Source organism: Porphyromonas miyakawae, from assembly GCF_045865415.1.
In the GTDB taxonomy this organism is placed as follows: Bacteria; Bacteroidota; Bacteroidia; order Bacteroidales; family Porphyromonadaceae; genus Porphyromonas; species Porphyromonas miyakawae.
Window position 1 is genome coordinate 283,850 of sequence record NZ_BAAFSF010000004.1, and the last position, 25,793, is coordinate 309,642.

Consider the following 25,793-nt stretch of genomic DNA (forward strand, 5'->3'; position numbering starts at 1 on the left):
ATAAGCGACACGGGCGGCGGATCTGTTTTTGCCGTGCCGTTTCCACCGGAGCAAATGCCCCTATGGATATGTAGCGAGTGGGGTGTGTAGAGTGGGCAAGCAGTAGGCATAGAGTCCCTACACCCCTTGGGCAGAAGTCCGGAGCTATATGAGCGCAAAAGTAGGAGACAGCCACCCGATCACGGATAAACCGCAACAAAACTTTATTTAAACCTTATATGCCACACTTCGAACGACAGACACTCCTACAGGGAGTGCTTTATGTAGCCTTCTTTTCTTGTGCTGCTCTACTGATTGGGAAAATGCCTCTCTTTAGTGAAACGCTGCGGCTCTCACCGCTTATCATAGGCGTACTGATGGGGATGATCTATGCGAATACCTTGCGGAGTAGCTTCCCTGCTGAATGGGAATCCGGGCTTAAGTTCTGCGCCAAGCGTATTCTGCGCTTAGCCATTGTCTTCTACGCGTTCCGCCTATCCATCACCAACTTTGTAGAAGCCGGTTGGGCGGCTTTCCTTATTGACGTCACCATTGTGACCGTAACGGCACTACTGGGTATAGGCTTGGGGCGTCTGCTCAAATTGGATCGACAAACCTCCCTCTTGGTGGCTTCGGGGAGTGCTATCTGCGGAGCGGCTGCCGTATTGGGCACTGAGTCCGTAATTAAAGCCAAGCCGGAGAGAACCGTGGTGGCTGTAGCTACGGTAGTACTCTTTGGTACGCTGAGCATGTTTCTCTATCCGCTGGTCTATAGTACGGGCATTCTGGGGCTTACGCCTCATCAAATGGCTATCTATACCGGTAGTACGGTGCACGAGGTAGCCCATGTAGCCGGTGCCGGAGGGGCCATGGGTGCCGAGATAGCGGCTACGGCTACCATTACGAAGATGCTGCGCGTGGTGCTCCTTGCGCCCTTCCTTGTGGTCGTAGGGCTCTTTACGGGCAGAAGCAAAAGTGAAGCGGGCGGTACCAAGCAGCGAATCCCCATTCCTTGGTTTGCCATCTGGTTTCTGGCGCTTATCTTCGTCAATACCCTCTTTACCCAAGTGGCTCAATCGTGGGGAATAGGCGATGCCTATACTTCCGTCACAGACGCTATCAAGCAGATCGACGACTTTGCGCTTACTATGGCTATGGTTGCACTCGGTATGGATGCCACTTTTGCTAAGTTCAAGGCGGCCGGGGCGAAGCCTTTCCTCCTTGCCTTGGCACTCTTTATATGGCTTACGCTGGGCGGCTACCTCTTAGTGCGCCTCTTCGTGGCCTAACGCCGAGTAAAGGCTCTTGCGGAGCACCCACCACTTTACACACGCCTACGCATAGTAATAAGTGATGGGTACTACGTATGCAGCGGGCTTAATCCTCCGGCTGCATAATGGCCAGAAACTCGTGCGGAGTACCTAAGTACATAACGATAATACGCACCATCTCGGGACTCAGATAGCGAATACCCTGTCGGTACCCTATGCGCTCCAGCTCACCGAGAAGCAACGGATCGCGCCGTATAAGGGCCGATAGGGAGCGTGTTGCATTCACTACGGAGGGGAAATAGAGCATCGCCAACTCCTTTACGCGATACATACGGAAGTCAAACTCGGGCAGCATTCTCTGCGAAGCCGATGAGGTCCGCCCGGAGGACCGTGAGGATTCATTCATAACGTCTGTAATACAATAAATTAACAATACAACTTGCGTCTGCCTCCTACTTATCTCACCGGAGCGACGCTGTACGGAGACCCTACCGAAAGAGCGCGTGCGCCTTTCCACAATATCTATTTTCTTATGGGACTCCGTAGGCAAAGGTAATGCTTTTTTCATTGGTAGCGAAGCGCGGCATGCCCCCTTTTTCTAAGCCTCAGGAAGGCAGTTGATCGGCGCACTATCTGCTCATACCGAGTAGGTTACACCGCATTAAAGGGATAGCGACGAGTAGCGCACAGCGCACTTTGCCCTGCCCTATGGACGATACAATAGAGTGCTTTGCGATACACTTTAGTACAGCTTACTTCACTTTAGCACAAACGGGCGGTGCGCTGCATACTACCTTTGCATCGTTGCTTGTGAGAAATAAGAAGGCGCCAAGCTCCAAGGAACAAAAAAACAAGTTGAATGAATAGAATTAATATTTGTATTATGGCATTAACCTACAAAATTGTAACCCGCAAAGCAAAACTCAAAGGCGAGGAAAAGATGCTCTCCTACGCCTTAGCTACCAAGCAGAATGTATGTGCACTCGAAGAGACTATCGCATTGGTAGAGAAGATCTCCGCTATATCGAGCGGTGATGTAAAGAGCGTATTGGATACTTTAAGCGATGTAATGGCACGGCAGCTCGCCGCCGGACGTATCGTAGACTTAGGAGACTTGGGTCGCTTTCGCTTGAGCGCAAGGAGTAAAGCGTGTGAGAAAGCGGACGACTTCAACCGCACCATGCTCCACTCACCCCGCACCATCTATGTACCGGGCAAGCAGATCAAGCAGGCAGCGAAGCGCACCTCCTACATGCTATACGATGCGCAGCGGAATAGCTTAGCTAAGAATCCGGCTACAGGCGATCCCTCTACAGGCGGAAGCAGCCAAGAGGGCGATCCGACCTCTAACCCCGGTGGTGGCAATTAATCAGCACGCCCACTCTGTGATACTCCCTCGCAAAGAGGGGGTATCCGTACATGAAGCCAACCTTTGTATAATGTGAATGCGAATATGAATCCCGAAAATGTACGATACATTGTGGTCCACTGCTCAGCCACACGAAGTAATATGAGCTATCCCGCCTGGCTCTTAGAGAGCGACCATATCAAGCGCGGCTACCGACAGGCCGGCTATCACTACTACGTAAGGCGCAACGGAGAAATAGTGGCGCTGCGGCCGCTCAGCATGAAAGGCGCGCATGTAAAGGGGTACAACGGCTGCTCCATAGGTGTGTGCTACGAAGGCGGACTCTCTCCGGCAGGCATACCCACCGACACGCGCACCGCTTCGCAGAAGAGGGCGCTCATCCGTTTGCTGCGCACGCTGCATCTACGCTTTGCGTATGCCTCCATTGTGGGGCACCGCGATCTCAGCCCCGACCGAAACGGCGACGGCAAGATAAGTCCCGACGAGTGGCTCAAAGCATGCCCCTGCTTCGATGCCGCTAAGGAGTACGCCTCGCTATGAAGCGCATGGCATGGTGTCAGCTTCTGCTGGCTTACCTGCTCACGCTCTGCGGTATAGGGCTACTCATAGCCGCCTTTATCGTGCCGCCTCAGGGAGAGATTGACGGCTCTGTACTCGGGGCCTTTGGCGAGGTAATGGCCTTTGTGGGTGCACTCATGGGCATCGACTACCACTACCGCTATGGGCAAGCGGAGTAAGAGCAACCCGCGCCAAGGCTTTGCCCGATAAACCGTGTATATAAAGTATTGCGCCCTTGCGTGGCAACTAACTGCCACACAGGGGCGCAAATCTTTTTAATATAGGGTGCCTACCCGAGTGCCGGCATACGCTGCACGGCTACCTCGCTCCCCACCTTAGCGACGGGGGCGGAAGAGGGCGCGGGTAGCGTTCTTTACGTTCTTGAGCACCGCATCCTGCGTATAGTCGAGATAGTCGCTTTCGACTTCGTTCTCGATGCAACGCACGTTGTAGTTACCACTGGCATAGGTTTTTTGGTCACCTGCACCAAACGAACCATCCGTATCGGTGAAGAACCATTCTCTTCTACTGTTATCGAAATAACAGATTACACGTTTGTCAGAGTTTCCAAAGCAGGTTGCCAAATGTAGGATAACTCCGTTTGCCACTGCTCCCGTAGCAAAGCCAGAATTCCCGTTTAGATAGGCACAAGTCTTGGACCATACGAGGTGGGGATTGTTCACCATGTTGAGTGCCTCGGCACCGGCAGAGGGCACCTTCCACCCGTAGGGAGAGGGATCAAAGGGCGTCTTTTTCGTCTTAAAGGGGAAAGCGTTGAAGTTACGACGGTTATTCAATATGGTAGGTCCTTCCCCGCCTTGCCAGCTCACCTTCCCAAGCGTAGCGGAGATTTCATTAGAACCAAACTCTATGATACCACATGAAATAGCATCTCTATAATGAAAATCAGTCGGATTTTTAATCAAATCGTTGAGGGACACTAAGGCTGCAAATACATCACCGTACTTCGCGTTATCCAGTGTCCCCTGCTTCCGATCACTTGCGTATGGGAAGAGCGTCGGGTTATACCACGCCTTCGTGCAATGCGGTCCATTCTTATATTTTGCAGATTCCTTCTGTGGTGCACTATTGATATCATAGGCGTGGTGGGGGATAGGCGTACCGTGGCGGTAGTACAAGCCTGCCATATCGTTGAAATACTTATCATAGTACTTTGCGGTTCTCTCTTGGACATCATAAGGCATACGATACGCACCCAAATTACGGTTCATATAGGGTTTACCGTGGGTGTTGTTGTCGCTATCGTCCCAGGGGTAGCCGTGTCCGTTATCCGCCATCTTCTTTACCACCCATATGGTCCAGCTCCAAATAATAGTTCCATTTTTAATAGCGGATACCAATGCGCAGCCCTCATACTCAGCTCTGGGCTTTACGTAGATGTAGTTTTGTCCCCCCATTTCGATATGTACATGGTGCACATCTTCCAAGCCGTGACTGAATCCGGCAGGGTCTAACGTACTCCAAACGACCTTTGCATCCCATTCCTTATCCGAAGGCTGGAGATAAGCCAATTCGCCCCAAGGACCATTTTCATTTACGTATCTTGTGTATTTATCCCCATTCAATCTCTGGGCACTAGCAATATCCCTACGAGATTCAATCATCGTTTCAATCTCATCCTTATATTGCGCCATCCAGTCGTGCGCCCTATTGAGCTGCGAGCAGGGGATAAGGATGGGGATCTGCCCCGCTTCCACCACATAGGTATTTGCCTCGGGCTGAATAATAGCGGAAACAAAGTGTACGATAAACTTCTTCGGGGTAAAGTAACCCTCCTGACCCTTTGCGGCTTTAGGCTTAAGCCACATCGTAACATGTGCGCTCACAATGTGCCCCCCGGTCAGAAGTGCCTTATCGGTTCCTTTTATGTAGTCGTAGGTTTGGAAGAGTACCTCTTCCCCATCTGCATAAGCGGGTTGCACCTTCTCGTCCACCAGCTTCCCTTTGTACCAGCCCTTGACCACCTTGCTAGGCTGCGGGTCGCCTGAGAGCATTTCAACGTCTATATTATCAATTACGAGATCATATCCGGCATTGGCACGAATAAAGAAGTGGTGATTATTGGGACCAAGGACGTAAACTGCATCGTTACCCAACATATTGTGCGTAAAGGCACTATCCTTGTAGGGGATGGCATCCCAACGCATCACCTTGAGGGTGAAGTCGCTTTCCATCTTAGCGGAACCTTTCACTACACGGAACTTAGTTATTTCACTGGTCCAGAACTCCTCATCGGGGAAATCCTTTAGGTTCATCACTGCTTCATACTGTGCAATACCGTTCACAGGATCATCGCTGACACGGTTCCAAGTGAACTGTTCGTCACGGTCGAGCGGAATACGGCCCAGCTTAGAGTTAGGCGTGTATTTAACCCAGAATCGGTAAACGCTATCCACCATACATGTATGACCACTAATGGGGTCCTTTTCGCAATCGGTGCGCCAATTGCCTGTTTCGCTGAGATAAATCTTTATGTCGAGCTCTACTTTGTCGCTCTGCTTGATATTGAGCGGCCACTTGATGCGCCCTGCCTGTACAAAGATGCTTCCCTTTGCTGCGGAGCGTGCGTCACCGGTCGTATTTTCAAGCACAAAGACCTTTTCTCTGAAATCCTGATCCTTTGCAAAAGCAGGATCCTTGGGATCGGACAGGTAGTACCACATGCCCTTTGCCACAGCTTCCTCCTTAGACTTAGGCAGTTCGTTACCCTCGGCATCCACAAACTTATAGCCCCCTTCCCAGTTGGTACGCACGGTAAAGGCATCATCGCTCTCATCTTTGCCGAATTCGAACTTATCCTTATTCACGGCAAGATAATACTGCCCATCGTAGCGCACTTCGCCTACTTGGGCTTCGTCCCAAACTACTACATCGAAGTAGATATTTACGGGCTCTCCGCTGAGTGCCTCCTCGGGCGTATCGTAGCCGGGGCCGCTTACCTTAGTGATATTGAAGCGGTAGCGGTGGTTACGCAAAATGTCAAGTGCTTCGGCCTGATCGCGTGGCGAGGCGGGTGTGGGCGTTTTGATAAAGTCTAAGCGGTAGTAGGTAGCCTTCGCAGCTCCGTTGTACTTACCGCCTATCACAAGGCAGGGGCGATCACTCTTGTCGCTGCCCTTAAGCCGCTCGGGGATATAGATATCGCGCACGCTGGTGCGATCATTGATCGCTGTGAAAGAGAGGCACTTGGTGTCCTCTGCTATAGCCATTCCGTCGGGGAGTACAGGCTTAGGCTTACGCACTCCATTGTCGCTGTAGTAGGTATTGGTCTGTGTACCGGGTACCAGGAAGGAGGTCGCATAGCGATAGACGCGTACCGACTCTAAAGTAAGGGGTACATCGGTGGTGGGGGTAGTCTCCTCTGAAGCGACATCGCCATTGAAGCTAATGCCCACATCCACACGCGCCAGAGAACGAATCAAATGTATCTTGGTCTTTCCCTCACCGGTCTGATCGAAGCAGTCGGAGAAAGTCACTCCTTCGGTGATTACCTTGGCATCACTCTCACCCCACATGGGTATAGTAGCCGCAGCATCGTTGGTATCCCACTTTTTGGTAAACTCTTCCTTCAACCCCGAAGCAGCAAAAACCTCCGCTTTGCTCATACCCTCGGCAAGCGCATCGGCATCGAAGCTGTGATTGGCAATCAGCACCAAACGGTAGGGCGTAGTATTGTCGTCGCCCTTCAGCCGAGCCACTACCTTGTAGTACTTACCGCCATCCTGTGGCGTTACACTGGATATCTTAGCCTCATACGCATACTTCTCTTCCTGATCGGAAAGCGTAGCTCCGGCATCCTTAGTTTTGAAAACAAGTATCTTCAGGCTCTTCACCGCACTCTCCTGATGTGCAGACATCTGACGCATGTTGTTGTCTACATCCATGGCAGGCGCACGGAGTATAAGCGTAATCTCTCCATCTTTACCTCCACGGCGCAGGTGGTTGCGCTCACCCATACAGCCGCTGAGTAAGAGCGGCATACAGAGGGCTACCCAAGCCGCTATAAGAAATGAAGTTTTTCTGGTAAGGTTCTTCATGATAATTCTATACTGTAGCGTATTTATCGAAAGTGAATAATCTATCTTTTTCTACTGATGCTGTAACCGACCCGTCGGCATCTATTTTTTGAATCCATCCGGCCGGATATTGATACTACCCCACTTGAAGGGCTCAATGGTAAGAGCCAGCGTGCCGCCCTCATTATCCAGCTTAATCAAAATGGGTATATTGACCTCATTTACTCCTTTTACAGGTATTGCCTTCTCTGCGGCATACTGCATAAGGGGAAGCGCGACAAGCGGCTCGGCATTAGGCTCAGCGGTATTGGTGAGCAGGAGTGACGCATCGGCAATCTCCTCAAAGCGGAGCAAGTCGAAGCGTGCTCTATATCGATCACTGCTTGCATCGTGTACGGTAGTCGGCTCAAAGGGCTTGAGCACATCGGGCTGGGGAATATATAGTGGAGCGCCCGTCTCCAAATGATCGGTAAAGCGATAGTGCGTACCTGCCGGACAAATGGTAAGGCAGGGCGCAGCATCCTTGTTTTCCGTGCCGAATACTTTGTCGAAGCCTTCAACTACGACATCTAAGCTAATGTGTGCAGCGGCAAAAGGCACTACAAATACACCTCCTTCGGGAAGTGCAGGCACATCCAGCATTACATCGGCATAATAGAGTGAATCAGTGGTGCGGTACACTCCCTTCTCATCGGGGAGCGTATAGAGCTCGGCCTCTTTGAGAGGCGTTTGGGCCTCCGTAAGGCGGGTATGCGATGCCACATTGCCCCAAGCCACGATACGCCACTTACCACTGTGTATATTGCTTAAAGTAAGTCCATCCCTCAAATCCAGGGCATAGAGCTTCTGTGCGTGGTAGAGATGACCACTCTCGTCGTAAATAAACAACTCGCCCGACTCGATGTATTGCCCCAACACGTTGTCGGTACCATTAGCTGTATAAGAGAACTGCAAACGAGGGGTCTTACACTTACTTAGGTCGTCGAAAAAGGGCTGACAAGAAGTAGCCAGAAGCAGCACCGATAAAGTAAAAAACAGAATTCGAGTGAGCCGTTGCATAAGTTTATTCGTTAGTACTATCTAATCATTATATTTTCTCCGGGGATGTGCGGGAGGAGTCTGCTTTTCGTGCCTACAACACCATGCCGTCATCCTTGAGGTTCGTTAAGGTAACCGATTGACCGGCAGAGCGCGAAGCTCCGCCGATCACACGGTATAAGTTTAGGGAAAATGAATTACTTCTTGAATCCGTCAGGAGTGATGTTTACAGCTTCCCATGTGAAGGTTTCAACCTTTACGGTCAACTTGTTGGCACCATCGTGCTCGGGGTCGGGAGTAACCGGCGTATCGGGGTTACCATCCTTATCGGTCTTGAAGTGTGCGCTCAATTCAGCAAGGTCGAGCTTGTAGATCTTACCGGCTTCAAATTTAGCGATAGCGGAGCTGGCTGCTTTATCCTTGTACCTAACAATGGTTACATAACCCTCTTCAAACTCTTGCGTACGATTCTTTACAACATCCAAGTCATACTGAAGCTTAACCTTAAGAATGATGTGATCAAAGTCTGTTTCACCAGCCTTCGTGGGGAAGATCTGATAAGCAGCAGCTACATTCTTTTCCTCGAACTTTTGCTTCATATCGGCTGCGATTGCATCGTTCATTTCAGCCTTGAGCGCAGGAGTGCCTGCAAAGGCGGTATTACCGTCTGAGGGAGTGTAATAGCGATTTTCATCGGCTTTCTTATTGAGGTAGTTGTTCATATAAACAGCTTCTACATCAATGTTCTTGAAAGCATTCTTATGGGTGTCAGCATTTTCCTGACCAACGATCTTACCGCATACTTCTATACGAGCTACATCAGGTGTAGGCTTAACGGTAGCGGTATAAACCTTATCTTTACTACCGGCAGGAGTTGTCGGACCTCCAATTGTTGTGGTAGAGCCAATAAGAGGGATCTTCTTAGAGAAGAGAGCGATCTTATCTGCTGCGTTGGCAGGATCATAGGTAGCATCTACAGGAGCTACACCCTGAAGGGTAGTAATTTCGGGATCAGCTACATAGCTATTAGCTTCCACAACCACTTTGGTCGGTTTGCTCTTAACAGCGAAAGTGTAACCATCTGTGCTTACTGCTTTTGCGATTTTTGCAGCATCCAGATTTTCTACTACTTCACCGTCATTAACGATAACCTTGAGGCTTTCAAAGGCTGTCGTTGTACCACCGGGAACAGGAGCTTCCATGCTACGAAGTGCAGAGAGATCCACACGAATGTTCATTTTGGAAACCTCCTTTTTGGGCTCATCCTTCTTGTTGCAAGAAGCGAAGAGCGTGAGTGCCATCGTGGCGATGGCTGCCATCTTTACAAACTTCATACGTTTAATACTTAATACTTTTGGTTAAACTAAAAATTATTTTACGTTATTATTTACGTTATTATTCCATTCTCTATTATCGGTTCCTCTCTAATATCCTCCCACTAATATTCTCCCGAGTTATTGGGAGCGGCGAGAGGGGAAAGGTCTATTTCAAACATTTTCGTATGGCTTTGATCCACATAGAATAATTAATTGCTGTACTTATAGCGCTTCTGTAGGTAATTGAGCAATTACATCCGGCTTGATGTGGATAGATCCCCACACGAAGGGGGTAACAATTACCACCAACTCCTTTTCGAAGGTGATCAGCACGGGTATTTCCACTTCGTGGCGCCCCTTAAGGGGTATATGGTGCTCTGCCACATAATCGGGCAGGGATATAGATAGGTACGGAGCAGCCGCGGCATCGTCCGCATTGAGGAGCGACAGCGTAAAGCCGGCTTCGTTATCAATACGCAGCAGATCAAATCGCGCCCGATACATATCATCGGAAGCGGAGTGACTGAAATTAGGTAGATAGGGCTTCAGCTCCGTGGGGAACGGGATATCGCCCTTATAGCCGGCAATGGAATAATGAGTACCGGCAGGTGCGGCCTTGAGTTGGAGCTTTTGGTCGGGGTAAACGGCATCAAAGCCCTTTACCACTACATCTAAGCTTACGTGTGCCGAGGAGAAGGGCACTTCCACATCTTTACCCTCCAGTTTGGAAAAATCAAGCTCGTACTCGGCATAATAAAGTGAATCGGATGTGCGGTAGATACCCGCCTTATCGGGCAAAGCCGTTACGGAACCCTCGGAAATAGATTCGGGTGCCTGCACATCGGTTGCGCTATTGATATTTCCCCAGGCAACCAGCGTCCATTTACCTGAGTGTATGTCTTTCAGCTCCATACCATCGCGAAGTTCGGCAGCGCCTAAGGGTTTGATATAATGAAGCTTGCCGGATTCGTCGTACACATATAGACGTCCGCTTTGGATATGGTTCTTGAGTACGTTATTCGTTCCGTCGGCATAGTACACGAAGTGCAACTTAGGGGTTACGCACTTACTCAAATCGTCAAAGAATCTGCTACACGAAGCGGTGAGAAGTGCCACTACCGTGAGGATAAGGTATTTTGCCGCTGATTTCATAAACGTATATTTGTTGTTTTCGCTGTTACTTGTTGTTTGCTATTTGCGGTAAGGGATCTGTTTAAACGCCCTGTATCGCTTTTTCCGGGTAATGCTATCTTCTCTACGTTCTCCAATAGTGTGCTGCGCTCTTACTTATACTCATTGAGGCTCGGTGTGGCGTTATTATCCGTCCAAGTGATTGACTTCGTTCTCAGCGCTGTACTGTGCGGACTTCCGGATTCAGGAGCCGGCGTAATAGGAAGATCGTTGCCCACATTAAACATATCGCTCAACGTGCCAAGGTCGAACTTATATATTTTACCCGGCTCAAAGCCCTTGAGGTCGCCCTTGCTGTTTTCGTAGAAGCTACGAATAGTGAGGAAACCCACTCTTGCCGTTTGGGAGGGATCGGCCGGCACAGCCTTTATTTTCAGGATGAGGTGATCGAAATAAAGCGAAGGAGTGGCAGCGGCGCGTTCTTTTTCGGTAAGCGGGAAAAGATGATAGGCAATTACCTTTGTTCCATTTTGGAAAGCTGTCTGCGAATCCACGTCGCGAGGAACTATATCACGCATTTTACCATTAATGCGGGGGGATCGAGCAAAATTGTCCACCCCATTCCCCGGGGTATAGTTACGACGCTTACCCTCATATTTGATTAGGTAATTATTCACATATACCTCCTCTATTTCGAAGTGATCCCAAGCAGGATTTAATGCCTCTATCTTTCCGAATACTTCCAAACGAGCCATTATGGGCATGGGGGAAAGATTTACGCTATAGGTTACTTTTTCGCTGTCCTTAGGATTGACTGTGGCCACAATATCTGTGCCGGTAGCGGTTGCGGTCATAGGCACTTTGGCATCCGAGGCCTGAAATTGCGTTACATTACGGCTAGTACTCCCGTTTGCGGTGAGGGTTACTTCAGTTACAGGATCCGTTACGGGCACTCTGTAACCGGCCGGTGTCATAGCCCTTTGAAGGGCAGTACCGTCCAAAGTGTATCTTATGGCACCTTTATTGACGGAAATGCTTACTTCGCTGATTTGAGGCACTGTTCCATCGGGAATAGGATCTGCAAACGCTCGTGTTAGCTCCGTTCTACTTATGCGGATGGTCATAACACGCACCTGCACATCCACAGGCTCTTTTTTATCCGTACTACAGGAAGCGAAGAGCGCAATTGCCACGGAGGCGATAGCTGCCATCTTGAAAAATTTGTTCATACTGCTAACGTGATCACTTGCCGTCTTATTCGTCTTGCTGCTAAATTCCAAACGGTGGTGCCTAAATTCGTCCAAGTTGCTGTAAGAGGCTGTTTTATTTTCCGTTTTTGGGCAAATGGGTAGCTTCTTACGTTTTGTCCTTATGAATAGGTAGCCGGTAGGAGGGTATATTAGGGGAAGCCCCGGAGGGAGGCGAAGCACCGTGTGGCGGATCGCCTCCTCTCGTAGGGGAAATTCCGTTTTAGTGCATAAGCCTGGCTTACTTCTGGATAATGTCGGGCTTAATGTTCTGTGCCTTCCATGGAACGGCTTTAACCGTTACGATAAGCGCCTTTTTGTCAGGCTCGGGATCCGGAGTAACAGGGTTTTCGGGATCTAAGTTTTCGTCCGTTTTGAAATACTTGCTCAGGTCAGCGAGGTCGAGCTTATAGATGGTACCTGCCTGGAAGCCTTTCAGGTCACCAGTCGCTGCAGTCATAAAGGATCTGATGGTCACATAACCTGTTTCTGTGTATAAAGGCCGAGTTATACGTCCCTTTTGCTCTCCATATGTAATATCTACCTTCAGGATTACGTGAGTATAGAAATCCTTGGGTAACGGATCTGCCACGAGTTCTTCCGGTGTTTCAGGGAAGAGCTGATAGCCGGCAACAAGCTTCTTAGCAGCAAAGTCTCGAAGATAATCTCCTTGAATTTGATCCATCATTAGGGGATCTGGGTCTGTTTTGAATCCGTTCAGATCTTGATTTGCCTTAATGTAGGTACGACCCGACCTGCCGCCTATAGTCCGATAGTTATTGATGTACACTTCTCTCACCGATATACTTGAGTAAGCATTTTCACCCAGGGAGTTAGGTTGACCTTTAATCTCACCGGCGATTTCAAGACGTGCCAAAGCAGGTTTAACCTCAACATTAGCGGTAAACGTAATGACGTCACCATCCTTACCCTTGGTAATAGTGGTTGTTTCTCCATAGAGAGGTATTTTGGTGTCAAACGTCATGGGTCTGTTGTTGGTGGGGACCATATCGTCTGTGAAGCTTCCCAACCCTTGGAACGTGTTGATGTTCTTCCCGTCTGTTTCACCGTTAGCGATAACAGCCACCTTGGTGGGAACCACCTTGATAGCTTTTCTCCAACCGGTGGTCGATTTAGCGGCATCGATATCAGCCTGACTAAGGGTGAATTTTTGTGCACCGTCGTTGATGATCACCTTTACATTATCAGTGACCTTACTTAACGTACCATCCGCAATCGGATCTTCGAATGCGCGCAGCGCAGTCTCGTTCAGCCGAATGCAAATGGAAGATATATCCTTTTTGGGCTCATCTTTCTTGTTGCAGGAGGCGAAGAGCGTGAGTGCCATCGTGGCGATGGCTGCCATCTTTACAATTTTCATACTTTTAAAGCTCTATGTTGTACTAAAATCATTTTACCTTATTATTCCATTTTCTATAGGTTCCTCTCTAATACTCCCCGGGTTACCGGAGCATAGTGCTGCGAGCGATTCGCCGGCCGGATAAGGGGGCATATCAGCACCGCACAAGAGGGGGCTATAGCTCTATATCAATACCTTCATCATCCCAGGGTGCTACGTCCACATTCCCTGTAATCTCTTTATAGGTCTCTTCCGGCCGATCGTCGGTCGGATCCACTGGATCGCCCTCCTCGGGGGTTACAAACAGCTCCCCAAGGCTACTCAGATCCAACTTATACACATAGCCGGCCGCAAAGGTCTTGAGGTTGGTGCCGTGGGAGTCCTTATACTTAGCAATGGTAAGGAAGCGATTATTCTTCTGCACCCCCTTTAGCTTATAGCTAAGCCGTACAATCACATGATCGATTTCGGTAGGTGCCGCAGCTTTATCGGGGAATAGGTAATAGGTATCGCACTTCGTCTTCGGCTTGCCGGCCTCTGCCTCGATAGCAGCCCCAAGGCCTGCCTCTAAGTTGTGCATAGCCTCCGGATGATCGGTCCACACTCCACTCGATTTGTCGTAGTCGTTGGGCGTGCGCTTCAGACGCGTGGGCGCATTGGCATCCTTAATGAAATTATTCACATAGATGCCGGTAATCTTTATATCGGAGTAATCCGTTTTATCCTTTGCATTCTTTACAGGCACCAAAGAGCCAAATACCTCGATACGAGCCACAGCGGGCTTGGGCGCAAGTAGCGCATTGCAGCCATTGGCCTGAAAGTAACTCTCGCTACGATCAATCGTAGTCTTGCCGGTACGATAGGGCAGCTCCTTTAGTGTCTTACCCTGATAGCTGTATATATCGTCGGAGGGAGCACCCCTAAAATTACAATCCGCCGTGATCTTCTTTGCCTTTGGCGATACATCAATGGCCAAACCGGTGGCACTGGTAAGCTTATCCATATCGGCAGTCCCCTGCACAAATATCTTACTAAAGGGCCAAACCGCTTCGGTACCCTCTTCGTTCCAAAATCTCAGTAGCACGGAGGAGTACTGATCGATGGTAAGTGCAGTACCCTCGGCCGGAGCAGCCAAAGCACGCTGTGAAGGAGCAAGAGAAAGCTTCACCCGGAGAGAGAGATTCTCTGCGGGATCCTTTTCCTTGCATCCGCCTAAGAGTCCTACAACAGCTCCACATGCTATTAGCAAAGCACTCAGTTTCAATATATTATGATTGCAAGTATGCCTTAACATTATATAATAGTCCCTTTATTCATACTTATTACAATCGCAAAGATAGTAATATATTTAGAAACAGCAACAAAATCCCAAACAAAATATCCCAAACAAAATGCGAAATAATAATTTCGGGTCAGAATAAATCAATCACTGAGCCAAAATTGACATTATTATTCTTTTGCATCCCTTTGTGGGAGAGAAAATGCCCCCGAAAGGGCGTTAACAAAAAAAAACATCTTGCCCCATTTACGCAACATTTCTTTTCAAATCCACCATACGGGAGGATCGTGCTACCCTCTGAAAGTGTACCTCCGAAGGGAATCGAACCCTTATCTACGGTTTAGGAAACCGACGTTCTATCCGTTGAACTACAGAGGCAACAGCACCAAGTGCCTACAAAGATAGCAATAAGAGTTGAGACCTCGTCAAAAGTACCTTTACGTAGTGGCAGGCTTTTCGCAGCGTCTACGCCCAACGGCAAGCGCAGAGCTGAGAAAAAGTGCGATAAGTATTCCCCTAAAAGTTTCTGCTCTTTCACGTGAAAGATCAGAACCTTTTAGCGCAAACATCAGAACCTTTTTGCGAAAGCATCAGAACTTTTTTTTGTGGGAAGGCTCCCCGTAGACTGTTGCATAAAGGCGAATCGCTGTGTTGCTTTCGGGATTCGGCTTTGGTCACATACGGAGGTATGCTCCCTTCAGACCTCACCCTCAGTGCCTTGCGCTTCATCCTTTCTGCAAAGCCTGGACAATCTTGCGAGCAAGATTGTGATACTGTTGACTTTTGCAACAGTCTCACCCGGGTATGGGTTCACTTCCTGCGAGAAATGCAAAAAAGAGCCTCCTGATAGCCCATAGGTATCGGGAGGCTCCTATTTAAGTATTAATTCGCCTTATGCCTTTGCCCCTCAGAGGGAGGGAGCGGAAAGGCCCTTTCGGACGATTAGAGCGAAGCTTCGCGCTTCTCTAACTCTTCCAAGTTGAAGGCTGCAGACTTACTGCCCCTCTTCATAGCGGCTGTAAAGTAGGCTTTTGCACCGGCTACATCCCCCTTATAGAAGAGTGCTATCGCCTTATTATTGAGCGTCTCGACAGCATCCTTCGGTGCTTTCTGCAGCATAGCTTCTACCTGCTTCAGGGCATCCTGACTTGCGCTCGGCGCATCACTATTGAGGTATGCGGCAGCGGCATTGAGATTGGCTACGGCATCGTTGGGGAAGTACTTATGCGCTGTGAGGAATACTTGCAAGAATTCTTCGCTACCCTTATTAAAGGTGTTAGCTACACGGAAGAACTCTTCGATACTGAGCTGTGCAGGCTTCGTGCGATAAATAACCAGAGCTTCTTCCAACTCAAATGCCCGGACCGTATAGCCCACCGTCATTTCGTTGCGACGAAGAGGCGGATAAATCTCTTTGAGCAGGTAGCTGTAGGTCTTTCCGCCCTCCAGAGCTTTGAGCTGCGCCTTACGCTGTACATCGCTGCTGTATGTATCGATAATGCTGATAATCTGATCCTTATTAGCCAAGTTGCTCTTTTCTACTGCTGCGCGGAGTCCGTTCCAGTCTTCTCCGTACCAATTGATACGCATTTTGCTGCGAGAGATGCCGTACTTAGATTGCATATATTCGGCAAACGAGTTGGCACGACGTTGCGACAAAGCCATATTGCTATTGAAGTTACCTTCCGGTGAAGCATATCCGTCGATTACATAGTCGCTCATCTGGATATTTTTATCCTCGCTAAAGGAGTGCATAAACTTGTCGACGCGCTCAAATTCCTTGGCGTTGTTGCCGAAGTTGCGCAGTAGCTCATGTCTGGCCACCTTGTAATTGAAGTGCGTTTCGATTTTATCGGCACGACACTTGACCTCTTCTACTTCAGGCTTGATGTATTCGGGCTTAAAGTTGGGTATATAGGGTTCGGCACGAAGTGAGCCCAGTAAAACGCCATCGCCATAACGAGAATTATAGCAAGTAGCGCAACCGAGGGTCTGCTCACGTACATAGAGGTCGCTCATTTTCATCCACTCTTCAAAGGGAATAGTGCGTTGTAGCGTAATCACCTTGTGCGCCAACTTGCTGTACTTCACCAGCTCGCTGCCGTCTGAAAAGCTTTTGGGTGCATTACCGAGCGCAATACCCCGCTTAATAGCCAAAGCTCGATTATTACCTGCCACAATCAACTCCTTCAGATCCACCCGCTTGGAGGGATCGTCCTTCGAAGCCAAGTAGGGGGCAACTGCGAGAGCTTCGGTCGATTGTATATTCAGCTTAGAGACATCTACCTGTACCCTAACCAAGAGCTCTTTGTCCTTACCGGTGGCATCTTTTTGCCTAATCAGCTCTACACCGTTGTAGGTAGCCCTTAAGGGAGCGTTAACAGCCACATTTTGCTTTTTGGATTGTGCTGTGGGCGTTGCCTTCTGTGCCATAGCAAAGGAAGCAGCGGACAGAAGCAGGGCAACGGCCATGAGTATATTCTTTATTTTCATTGCTTTTGAATGATTCTCTCTGTTAATGTTTTTGGGGAACAAAGGCTCTACTACTTAAAGAAATAAGCGATGGAGAGCGTAAACTTGGTCGGGCCTACGTAATGAGCCGTTTTGGGATCTGTAGGGATCTGCGCATCACAGGGGTTACCGCCAAACTTCTTAAACCAAATGTGGTTGTATCCTCCACCTACGCTCAACTCTATATTCCAGTGCGTACCTATCATCCACTGATAGCCCACACTGATACCGGCTCCTGCATAGTAGCCCTCGTAACGTCTACCGGACTCCAAGAGCAGACCGTCATCTCCCTTTTTATCCTTTAGCTCGGGGATGAACTTTTCTTCACCGGTCCAAGCCAATTGCGGCAGATTGACACGTGCGAAGTTGAAAGCACCGCCCTGTGCGTGCACCCCAAAGAAGAGGCCGTTGAACGATTCGCAGGTCCAAATACGCACTTCCGGCTGAGCAATCCAATGGTGCCACTTGCGGTTCTTCACTATGTCAAAGCTGTTGTACGCACCATAAAGGTCTAAGGTAACCCGCTTTCCTAAAGCGACCTCAAGAGCCAAGTTAGGCGTAACGGAGGCCCAATGCGTCAAATTTGTCTTGAGCGCTACTTTTTGTGCCGATACGCCCAAGGGGAGTATGGCCATAAGCAGTAGCATGATGAGTCTTTTCTTCATAAACTATTAAGCTGTTTCGTATATATATTGCATCACTTGAGGAGAGCATTTTTTTGAGCACTTCTCCTTTTGCCCACAAATGTAGCTATAATTTATAGCAAAATCGATATACTTGCCCCAAAAATGTGGTTTCAAATGTTTCTTTTTAACAGAAAAGAGAGAAAGGGACCCAAAATAGATGCTCCATAAGGGTGCTTTTTGGAACATGGGGTAAGGGGTAAGGGGTGGTTACACTTATAAAAAAAAGAGCTGCAGCATGCCGCCCGGCACCCTGCAGCTCTCTGTAGAGAAAGCTTATTATGCGCTTCGGTATTAAGCCGCCTTACGGGTCATCGGCTTTTTATCGCAAGCCTTCTTGGGGCAAGCCTTAGCAGCCTCCTTCTTGCAGCACGGCTTCTCAGCAGCGGCCTCTTTGGAGCAAGCCTTAGCGGCTTCCTTCTTGCAGCACGGCTTCTGTACAGGCGTATCTACCAAGGTGAGCTCTTTGATCAGACGATCGCCCTTGGCCCACTTATCGATCATGAAGAGCACGTAGCGGATATCTACACTGATCGTGCGCTGCAAATCCGGTTCGAATTCAATGTCACCGCTCATTGCTTCCCAGTTACCATCGAAAGCCAATCCAATCAGTTCCCCATTGCCATTGAATACGGGACTGCCCGAGTTGCCACCGGTAATATCGTTATCCGAAAGGAAGCAGAGGTGCAACTGTCCGTTTTCGCCATACTGACCAAAGTTTTTGCTGCGGAGCAGATCCAATATCTCGGGTTGTACGGCAAATTCGTGGCTCGTGGGATCCTGTTTTTCGAATACACCCTTTTCGGTGGTGTAGTAGTTGTACCAAGCACCATCCTTAGGCTGGTAGCCCTTTATAGAGCCGTAGCTCATGCGCATCGTAAAGTTGGCATCGCTCGGCATAAGGCGCTCGGGATCCATTACACGACGTGCAGCGAAGTACTCGCGGTTACCCTTATCGATATTGAGGTAATTTTCAGCGACACTTTCCTGAACGCCCTGAATAGCTGTTATCACGCTCGCCATAAGCTCGCCGGCGGGATCCTTCTTCATCACCTTATTGCGCTTTGCTTCAGGCAAGGCAAGGGTAGCAAATAGCTTATCTTCGTAAGGAACTACGCTCTTTTTGAATACGTATTCCGCATAGCGTTCATAATTGCCTTTGAACTTTTTGTCGATGGTGGTAAAGATGTCGGGCAAATACTGAGCCGGTACGTTGGCACGCACCACTTTAAGCATCTCGGGAAGCACCTTTTGGTCTAATGAAGGCATATAGTCCTTATAGGTTTCACGGAGAGCCTTTTCGGCCTCTTTTGCTTCCTCCGGAGAAAGATTTCTACTAAGATGACTTACCATTGATGCAATACGAGGCAGTTCGGTTCCGCCCCAAAGCGCTTCAAACAGATAGTAGAGCGCACGTGTATTCTCAGCGGAAGCGGCATAGTTCTTTTGCAGTTCGGGCAATATATTGCCGTAAAGGCTTTGCTGTCCAGTTTTGTTTACCCAAGCGGTAAAGGCTGCTTCTTCAGCCTGCTTACGGGCAATTACGTCCAGATTCTTGATACCGCGGTTCATACCGATGGCATTCTTCCAGTAGTTACTGCTCTGAGCGTACTTGGAGTCGTACATAATACGGGTTGCCTGGTCGGCATTCATAGCTTCACGCCATATGCGCTGCTTGATGCCACGTACCTCAATACGGGGATTATGCTCGTTATTGACCATATCCTCAATCCCCCACGACGGAAGATAACGCTCCGTAGAACCGGGGAAGCCGATAGTCATCGCATAGTCGCCCTCACGATATCCGGCAAGCGATACCTTAGCGAAGGATACCGGCTTGTAGGGACGATTATTGACACTGTAATCGGCAGGATTGTTGTTGGCATCGGCATATACGCGGAATACACTGAAGTCGCCGGTATGACGTGTCCACATCCAGTTATCCGTATCGCCGCCAAACTTACCTACAGAGGAGGGAGGCGCCATTACCATACGTACGTCGTTGAATACGTTGTACACAACAGCATAGTACTTATTGCCGGCATAGAAGGGAATTACCTCAGCCTGGACGTGACTATCGTTGCCATAACGGGCTGCGATCTTTTCGCTCTGCACCCTGATTATATTGATGCGCTCCGATTCGTTCGTTACACCGGCTACTGCCTTCATTACTTCATCCGTTACATCGTCGATACGCTTCAAGTAGCGTACAGAGAGTCCGGGTATGGGTAACTCGTCCTGCAAGGTGGCACTATAGAAGCCATCCTTCAAATAGTCGTGATTTACAGTACTTTGGCTTTGGATAGATCCGTAACCACAATGGTGGTTAGTGAAGATAAGCCCTTGGTCAGACACCGTAATACCGGTACACCCACCGCCAAAGATTACAACGGCACGCGCAAGGGACGGCTTATCCAAATTGTAGAGATCATCCACGGACATATTGAACCCCAGTTCACGCATCCGATCGATGTTCTGCTGATTCAGCTCATTCAAGATCCACATCCCTTTGTCGGCATGTGCTGTTTGAGCGGCTACGATAAGTAGCAAGCTACATAGAAGATACTTTATTCTCATACTCTATTACTAAAGGTTATTGTTCGTATTGTATTGTTATTTCCCAGCAATAATAGCTACGCTGTCCTGCTTCGTGCGTACGGTGATCCACTTTTTTATACGGTTCACTTCTTCATTAGTCAGCTTATGACGTTCATTAGGCAGCAGCGTAATGCGCACTACAGAGTCGGCTCCATTGGCCAAGCGCACGAGAGAACCTATATAGGCATCCCGGACAAATGGGAAGGCCACCTTCATTTCGTTCACCAAGTCAAGCTCTAATTTACCGAAATTGTTGTAGGAAGCGAGCTGCTGTTTGAGCGAATCGATGGTACGGCTTTGGCGTTCGATGATCACTTCGCTATTGGCATATACATCTTTGAGTAGTACGCTACTCAGCGCCTGTATATCCGTTTCACCGCCACTCACACCCTGATTTACTACCAAATGCATGTTGCGGAGCTGGTAGTTAGGCATCAATTCACGAATTGAGTCAAGTGTGTGCTGCGTAAGCGGCTGTCCTATTACCCATACTTTGAGCGTTTGTACCCCATCGACACTAGTCAGTTCGTGCTTCAGCACCTGATTCTCCGGCAGATCAAACACATTTGCTACAAAGCTGTTTGCCCGGCTTTGCGTAAAGCTTTCGCGAATAATCAGAGTCGTTAGGTAAATACTTGGGATAATGGTAACTACGGCAACCATTGCAATCCAACGACGTACGCGCATACCCCGCTTGGCATCGAGAAACGACTTCTTGGGAAAGCGTAAGAAGCGTGCCACTAAGTAGGTGGCAAAGGCGATAAAGATGGAATTGATTAGGTATAGATAAAGCGCACCGGCTAAGTACGCCCACTCCCCATTAGCCAAACTATAGCCGGCAGTACAGAGTGGCGGCATCAAAGCCGTAGCAATAGCCACGCCCGGAAGCACCTGTCCCTTATTTTTGGTACTTACGGCAATCATACCGGCGGCACCGCCAAAAAAGGCTATCAGTACATCAAAGATAGTCGGATGCGTGCGCCCAAGCAGCTCACTTCCCGCTTCCGAAATAGGCGAAAGAAGGAAATATATGGTGGCCGTTAGGATACTGAATAGTGTAGTCAGACCCAAATTGCGCAACGAACGCTTCAAAAGCTCAAAGTCGGCTATACCTAAAGCAGTACCAAAGCCGATAATAGGACCCATCAGCGGTGAAATAAGCATCGCACCGATAATTACCGCCGTGCTATTCACATTCAGCCCGAGTGAGGCTACAAACATAGCGCAGATCAGTATCCACAGCTTAGTGCCGCGGAATACCACATCTTCACGAATGGAATCCAATACGGCCAGCTCGTCCTCCTTATCCCGCCTAAAGTCCAACAGGCGAGAGAAATACTCCTTCCACTGCTTCCAGCGCACTGCTCCGTTCGCTGCAGTGGGTTGCTCACTACCCGTCAATGGTTCATCGGCAAGAATCAGCTGATCCGCCACATCCTCCTCTTCGGTAGTAGAGGCATGTACAGGAGCTTCCTTACGTTTACTTGTTTCTTCTGCCATACTTATTTACTTTTTGTTTTATTCTTTGCAGCGCATGCCTCAACGGAGCTTCCTTATAGAAAGCAACAAAACCGAAGAGCAGTACCACCAATATATTCATCACCCAATGCGCTACCCCCAAGACCGCCGCATAACGATCCGAGAGGATTAATGCACCGTATAGTACTGCAGCAAAGAGCAAATAGAGCAATCCGCCCTTTATGTTGTACGTAACAGGATAGTACTTTTGCCCTAAGAGGTAGCTAATCAGCACCATAAGCGTGTTACTCAAGGCTACTGCCCAGGCGCAAGCCATAAAGCCGTAGCGCGGCACGCCCAGCACAATGATCACTACCCCTATTAAACATCCGAGCAGGGATATGATTGCGCCCCACAGCGTTCGGTCCGTAAGTTTATACCAAGTAGAGAGGTTCAGCGCAATTCCAATCATCATTTCGCCCCACATCACTAAGGGCACCACCTTAAGTCCGGGGTAATAATCGCTTACCACGATATGCTTCAGTATCGGCATTGCCGCCACTACGGCGAGGAAGATCCAGAGCATAAAGATCCAGAAGTAATGCATCACGGAAGCGAGATTATCCTTGCGCGTTTGTTCCTCATCGGTGCCACTACCCTTTTCAAAGAAAAACGGCTCAAAGGCATAGCGGAATGCTTGCGTAAAGAGCATCATCACTACTGCTATCTTAAAACAAGCGCCGTAAATCCCGAGCTGATTCATCGCTTCATCCGGATCGTGATAGAGCAACGGAAAGAGAATTTTGTCCGCCATTTGGTTAAATATACCGGCAATACCGAGCAAAAGGAGCGGAAGCGAATAACCGAGCATGCGTTTCATAAGCTGCCATCCGCCGCTATTGCCACGTCCAGCCTCGCACATCGTAGGGATGAGTAGCGCAAAAACCACTGCATTGGCTATCAGGTTGGATACAAATATGTACTCCACGCTCCAATCGGGCCGGTAGCACCAACTGATCGCTTCGGGAGACGTGCGGTATATATAGGGGCAAAGTAGCAGGAAAAAGAGGTTGAGCAGCACATTAACCACCACAAACGATAGCTTTATCACGGCAAAACGCACGGCGCGCTTCTTGAACCGTAAGTAGGCATACGGAATAGACATAAAGGCATCCGATGCCACAATAAAAGCAAGCATAATAACAAGTGATGCGTATTGCGTCCCAATTCCCATCCAATGCGCCAAATCACGCCTAAAAACAGCCGCCAGAACGACAAAAAGCGTACTGGTAATGGAGAGCAGTTGCATAGAGGAATAGTACACTTTGTGCGAATCTTCCTCTGCTTTGTTAGCGAATCTCAGGAAGCCGGTTTCCATTCCGTAGGTAAGAATGACCAACAGTAGCGCCGTCCAGGCATACAGATTAGTCACTACGCCGTATTCTCCGGTAGTGGCGAGCACGCGCACATAGAACGGCACCAAGAGCCAATTGATCAGCCGCCCCAGTATGGTGGATAAGCCATACCATGCAGTGTCCTTTGCCAATCTGCCTAATGCACCCTCTTTAGCCATCGTTATGTTACCTTGTTTCGTTTGGAATACCTTTTTGTCCAAAGCATATCCGCTTACAAAGTTACGGTATTATTACCGAAGCACCCAGCCCTTTGCTATCTATCTTTTTGTCCTACGCGCTTTCACCCACACTATATATAATGTGTTACTGCGCTCTATCGCTAACAAATTGACTACTTTTGTGCACAGAATAGGACACAACCATATGATGAATAAGGAAAATAAGGCACAATTGTCCGATGCATTGGCATACTTTCACCAAGCACCCTACAAGTTAAATTGCGCGCAGAGCATTATGAAAGCAGCGCAAGGCGTTACCGGTATTAGCGACGAAGCAATCGCCCTTCAGTACGGTGATAAAGGCGGTGGCAAAGCACCGGGAGGTTTGTGCGGCGCGCTCTATTCCGCCAAGCAGATCTTGGGACCCGATAGCCCCGAAGCGGCAGCTCTGGAAGCCGAATTCGAGGCTACTTTGGGTGGAAAGTGCTGCAAGCAGCTCAAAGGCGAATTAAAGGTTCCGTGCGAACGCACCGTATCGCTGGCGCAAACGCTTCTGGAAAAGCATCTTAAAGCACGCTAAGCAGTTATTCGTACAGATAGCGCTTGATGCTCTGTTTGGGCGTCTTTTCGAAGGGTTCATCCCTGAAGACAAAGGCGCTGATGGGTGCGTATGCGGGCAAACGATGGTTCAGTGCGGTGCGTTCATCGCTAAGCCGCTGCCGCGCCTGCTCCTGATTGAGCCCATCTGCCTGATAGGCAGCTTCGTTCAGCACGATTAATGCCACCAATCCGCTCTTACGTTGCACCACGAGGCAATCCTCTACATAAGGCAACGAAGCAACCTTGCTTTCAATCTCTTCGGGATAGATATTCTCTCCGCTCGCAGAAAGAATCATATTCTTACTGCGCCCCACGATGAAGAGATTATTCTGCTTATCAAGATACCCCAAATCACCGGTGCGCATCCATCCGTCCTCCGTAAAGAGCTCTTTGGTCGCTTCAGGCTGTTTGAAGTAACCTTGGCACACATTCAAGCCACGCACTTCTATTTCGTTTTTCCGCTCCGCTACAATACGTACCTGCATTTTGGGGAGTGGCCTGCCACACGAATGCGGCTTACGAATACGACAGGGCGAATAACAAATAAGTGGTCCGCACTCTGTCATACCGTATCCCACAGTGAGCGGGAAGCCGATTCGATGGAAAAAGGTATCGATTTCGGGCGCCAGAGCGGCTCCACCGGCAATTACTTCGCGAAATTCGCCGCCAAAGAAGGAACTTAACCGCTTGCGTATATTGGCGTAGACCACGTTTTTCACTATCGGAATGGCCATCAGCACGCGCATATAGCGCTTTGCCAGCTTAGGTTGCAACGCTAACTTATATATCTTTTCGATAATTAGCGGTACCGTGAGGATGAGATTAGGCTTAACCTCTTGGAATGCCTCAGCCAACACACGTGGTGTAGGTATCTGCCCCAGAATAACCACCAATTCTCCACTGGCCACGGGAGCTAGCAGATTGAAGGTGCAACTATAGGTATGAGCCAACGGAAGGAAGCAGAGCAGTCGATCACCACTACGGAACATTTTCCGATCTTCCACCGCATAGACCACATTGCCCGATAGGTTCGCACCGGTCAGCATAACGCCTTTGCTCATTCCGCTGGTTCCGGACGTGTAATTAAGTAGCATCAATTCATCGTTGCTGCGCCGCGAAAAGCGGATATCTTCTGGCGCAAAGTCCATCGGCAGCTCGTTTGCCGCACGCCACACCTCACTATCGCCCTCCCGCAGGGAGAGATCCTCCAAATTGAAGCGCAAACGAACGTCTTCGAGCGGATAATTGCTCAGCATACCGCGACGTACTTTATCGGCAAAGAGTGCCTTTGCCTCACTGTGCTCTACAAGATGCGCCATATCTTCCGCCGGAAAGTTGGGCATCAGAGGAACCGCTACTGCGCCGTAGGTAATAATGGCCATAAATGCGGTACACCAGCGGAGCGAATCGGCACCGGCAAGCGCGATTTTGTCACCCTCCTTTATACCATTGGTACGGAACTGCTCGTGTAACTGCATAATCCGGTAACCCGTAAGTCCGTAAGTAGCCTCTTCACCGCTCGTATAATCCCGAAAAACCGGCTGTGCAAAGGCCGCGCGGAAGCTCTCTTCGAAGCGCTCCAACAGGTTCTTTTCGTAATTAGGTTCGTTCATTTTATTGCTCACTTCTTCTATTTCTGTGCAAAATACTATTTCTTCCCTAAATAGCACCTATCACACCGAGAGGAGAACCCATAAAAAATAGGGACCGAGGATAACTCACTCCCTATAACAAGTGGGTTAGGGACCCTTGAAACTTTATTTTGCGCTGCCATTCTGATTACGA

The 25,793-nt window shown here is 49.1% G+C and carries 18 protein-coding genes, 1 tRNA gene and 1 pseudogene; 5 read left to right on the forward strand and 15 right to left on the reverse strand.

Features of this window, described 5'->3' with window-relative positions; all coding sequences use genetic code 11:
- Nucleotides 1-218 precede the first annotated feature (218 nt).
- Nucleotides 219-1,268: a YeiH family protein gene (locus ACLWMH_RS06710; RefSeq protein WP_411915932.1), complete on the forward strand. Its 1,050-nt coding sequence runs from the start codon at nt 219-221 to the stop codon at nt 1,266-1,268.
- An 88-nt stretch (nt 1,269-1,356) separates the two neighbouring features.
- On the opposite strand, the gene ACLWMH_RS06715 is transcribed toward ACLWMH_RS06710, so the two are convergent.
- Nucleotides 1,357-1,818, reverse strand: a complete 462-nt coding sequence (locus tag ACLWMH_RS06715) for a DUF4248 domain-containing protein (RefSeq protein ID WP_411915933.1) — start codon at nt 1,816-1,818, stop codon at nt 1,357-1,359.
- Between the two features lie 291 nt (nt 1,819-2,109).
- On the opposite strand from ACLWMH_RS06715, the gene ACLWMH_RS06720 reads away from it, so the two are divergent.
- The 3 genes from ACLWMH_RS06720 (at nt 2,110) to ACLWMH_RS06730 (ending at nt 3,356) form a co-directional block, all read left to right on the forward strand.
- Entirely contained in the window at nt 2,110-2,619 is a 510-nt protein-coding gene (locus tag ACLWMH_RS06720; protein ID WP_411915934.1) for an HU family DNA-binding protein, read from the forward strand.
- An 84-nt stretch (nt 2,620-2,703) separates the two neighbouring features.
- Entirely contained in the window at nt 2,704-3,159 is a 456-nt protein-coding gene (locus ACLWMH_RS06725) for an N-acetylmuramoyl-L-alanine amidase (protein WP_411916242.1), read from the forward strand.
- Entirely contained in the window at nt 3,156-3,356 is a 201-nt protein-coding gene (locus ACLWMH_RS06730; protein ID WP_411915935.1) for a hypothetical protein, read from the forward strand. The genes ACLWMH_RS06725 and ACLWMH_RS06730 overlap by 4 nt, the downstream gene beginning before the upstream one ends.
- Before the next feature lie 156 nt (nt 3,357-3,512).
- Here the strand turns inward: ACLWMH_RS06730 and ACLWMH_RS06735 are convergent, their stop codons facing one another.
- The 13 genes and pseudogenes from ACLWMH_RS06735 to ACLWMH_RS06795 all read right to left on the reverse strand — a co-directional run bounded on the left by ACLWMH_RS06735 (nt 3,513) and on the right by ACLWMH_RS06795 (nt 23,408).
- Nucleotides 3,513-7,235, reverse strand: a complete 3,723-nt coding sequence (locus ACLWMH_RS06735; protein ID WP_411915936.1) for a hypothetical protein — start codon at nt 7,233-7,235, stop codon at nt 3,513-3,515.
- 81 nt (nt 7,236-7,316) lie between these two features.
- Complete coding sequence (locus ACLWMH_RS06740; RefSeq protein ID WP_411915937.1) at nt 7,317-8,273, reverse strand: FimB/Mfa2 family fimbrial subunit; 957 nt, start codon at nt 8,271-8,273, stop codon at nt 7,317-7,319.
- Nucleotides 8,274-8,449: 176 nt separating this feature from the next.
- Nucleotides 8,450-9,586 (reverse strand): hypothetical protein, encoded by a 1,137-nt coding sequence (locus tag ACLWMH_RS06745; protein ID WP_411915938.1) that lies wholly within the window; start codon nt 9,584-9,586, stop codon nt 8,450-8,452.
- A gap of 204 nt (nt 9,587-9,790) precedes the next feature.
- The gene (locus ACLWMH_RS06750) at nt 9,791-10,720 is read right to left on the reverse strand and encodes a FimB/Mfa2 family fimbrial subunit (RefSeq protein WP_411915939.1); all 930 of its coding nucleotides are present in this window, start codon (nt 10,718-10,720) and stop codon (nt 9,791-9,793) included.
- Nucleotides 10,721-10,851: 131 nt separating this feature from the next.
- Nucleotides 10,852-11,928, reverse strand: a complete 1,077-nt coding sequence (locus ACLWMH_RS06755) for a hypothetical protein (protein WP_411915940.1) — start codon at nt 11,926-11,928, stop codon at nt 10,852-10,854.
- A 259-nt stretch (nt 11,929-12,187) separates the two neighbouring features.
- Nucleotides 12,188-13,327, reverse strand: coding sequence for a hypothetical protein (locus ACLWMH_RS06760; protein WP_411915941.1), 1,140 nt, complete (start codon nt 13,325-13,327; stop codon nt 12,188-12,190).
- Between the two features lie 154 nt (nt 13,328-13,481).
- Nucleotides 13,482-14,600 (reverse strand): hypothetical protein, encoded by a 1,119-nt coding sequence (locus ACLWMH_RS06765; RefSeq protein ID WP_411915942.1) that lies wholly within the window; start codon nt 14,598-14,600, stop codon nt 13,482-13,484.
- Nucleotides 14,601-14,891: 291 nt separating this feature from the next.
- Nucleotides 14,892-14,963 (reverse strand) — tRNA-Arg (locus ACLWMH_RS06770).
- Between the two features lie 564 nt (nt 14,964-15,527).
- Nucleotides 15,528-17,078 (reverse strand): OmpA family protein, encoded by a 1,551-nt coding sequence (locus tag ACLWMH_RS06775; protein ID WP_411915943.1) that lies wholly within the window; start codon nt 17,076-17,078, stop codon nt 15,528-15,530.
- 50 nt (nt 17,079-17,128) lie between these two features.
- Complete coding sequence (locus tag ACLWMH_RS06780) at nt 17,129-17,761, reverse strand: DUF3575 domain-containing protein (protein ID WP_411915944.1); 633 nt, start codon at nt 17,759-17,761, stop codon at nt 17,129-17,131.
- Between the two features lie 468 nt (nt 17,762-18,229).
- Nucleotides 18,230-20,356 (reverse strand): annotated as a pseudogene (locus ACLWMH_RS06785) (S46 family peptidase); the annotation flags it as partial.
- 36 nt (nt 20,357-20,392) lie between these two features.
- Nucleotides 20,393-21,877, reverse strand: coding sequence for a DUF389 domain-containing protein (locus tag ACLWMH_RS06790; protein ID WP_411915945.1), 1,485 nt, complete (start codon nt 21,875-21,877; stop codon nt 20,393-20,395).
- Nucleotides 21,858-23,408 carry an oligosaccharide flippase family protein gene (locus tag ACLWMH_RS06795; protein WP_411916243.1) on the reverse strand — a complete coding sequence of 517 codons (1,551 nt, stop codon included), beginning with the start codon at nt 23,406-23,408 and terminating at the stop codon, nt 21,858-21,860. The genes ACLWMH_RS06790 and ACLWMH_RS06795 overlap by 20 nt, the downstream gene beginning before the upstream one ends.
- A 205-nt stretch (nt 23,409-23,613) precedes the next feature.
- On the opposite strand from ACLWMH_RS06795, the gene ACLWMH_RS06800 reads away from it, so the two are divergent.
- Complete coding sequence (locus ACLWMH_RS06800; protein WP_411915946.1) at nt 23,614-23,988, forward strand: C-GCAxxG-C-C family (seleno)protein; 375 nt, start codon at nt 23,614-23,616, stop codon at nt 23,986-23,988.
- Between the two features lie 4 nt (nt 23,989-23,992).
- Here ACLWMH_RS06800 and ACLWMH_RS06805 read toward each other — a convergent pair whose 3' ends face one another.
- A complete protein-coding gene (locus ACLWMH_RS06805) occupies nt 23,993-25,621 on the reverse strand; it encodes an AMP-binding protein (protein ID WP_411915947.1) in 1,629 nt (542 codons plus the stop codon).
- Nucleotides 25,622-25,793 lie beyond the last annotated feature (172 nt).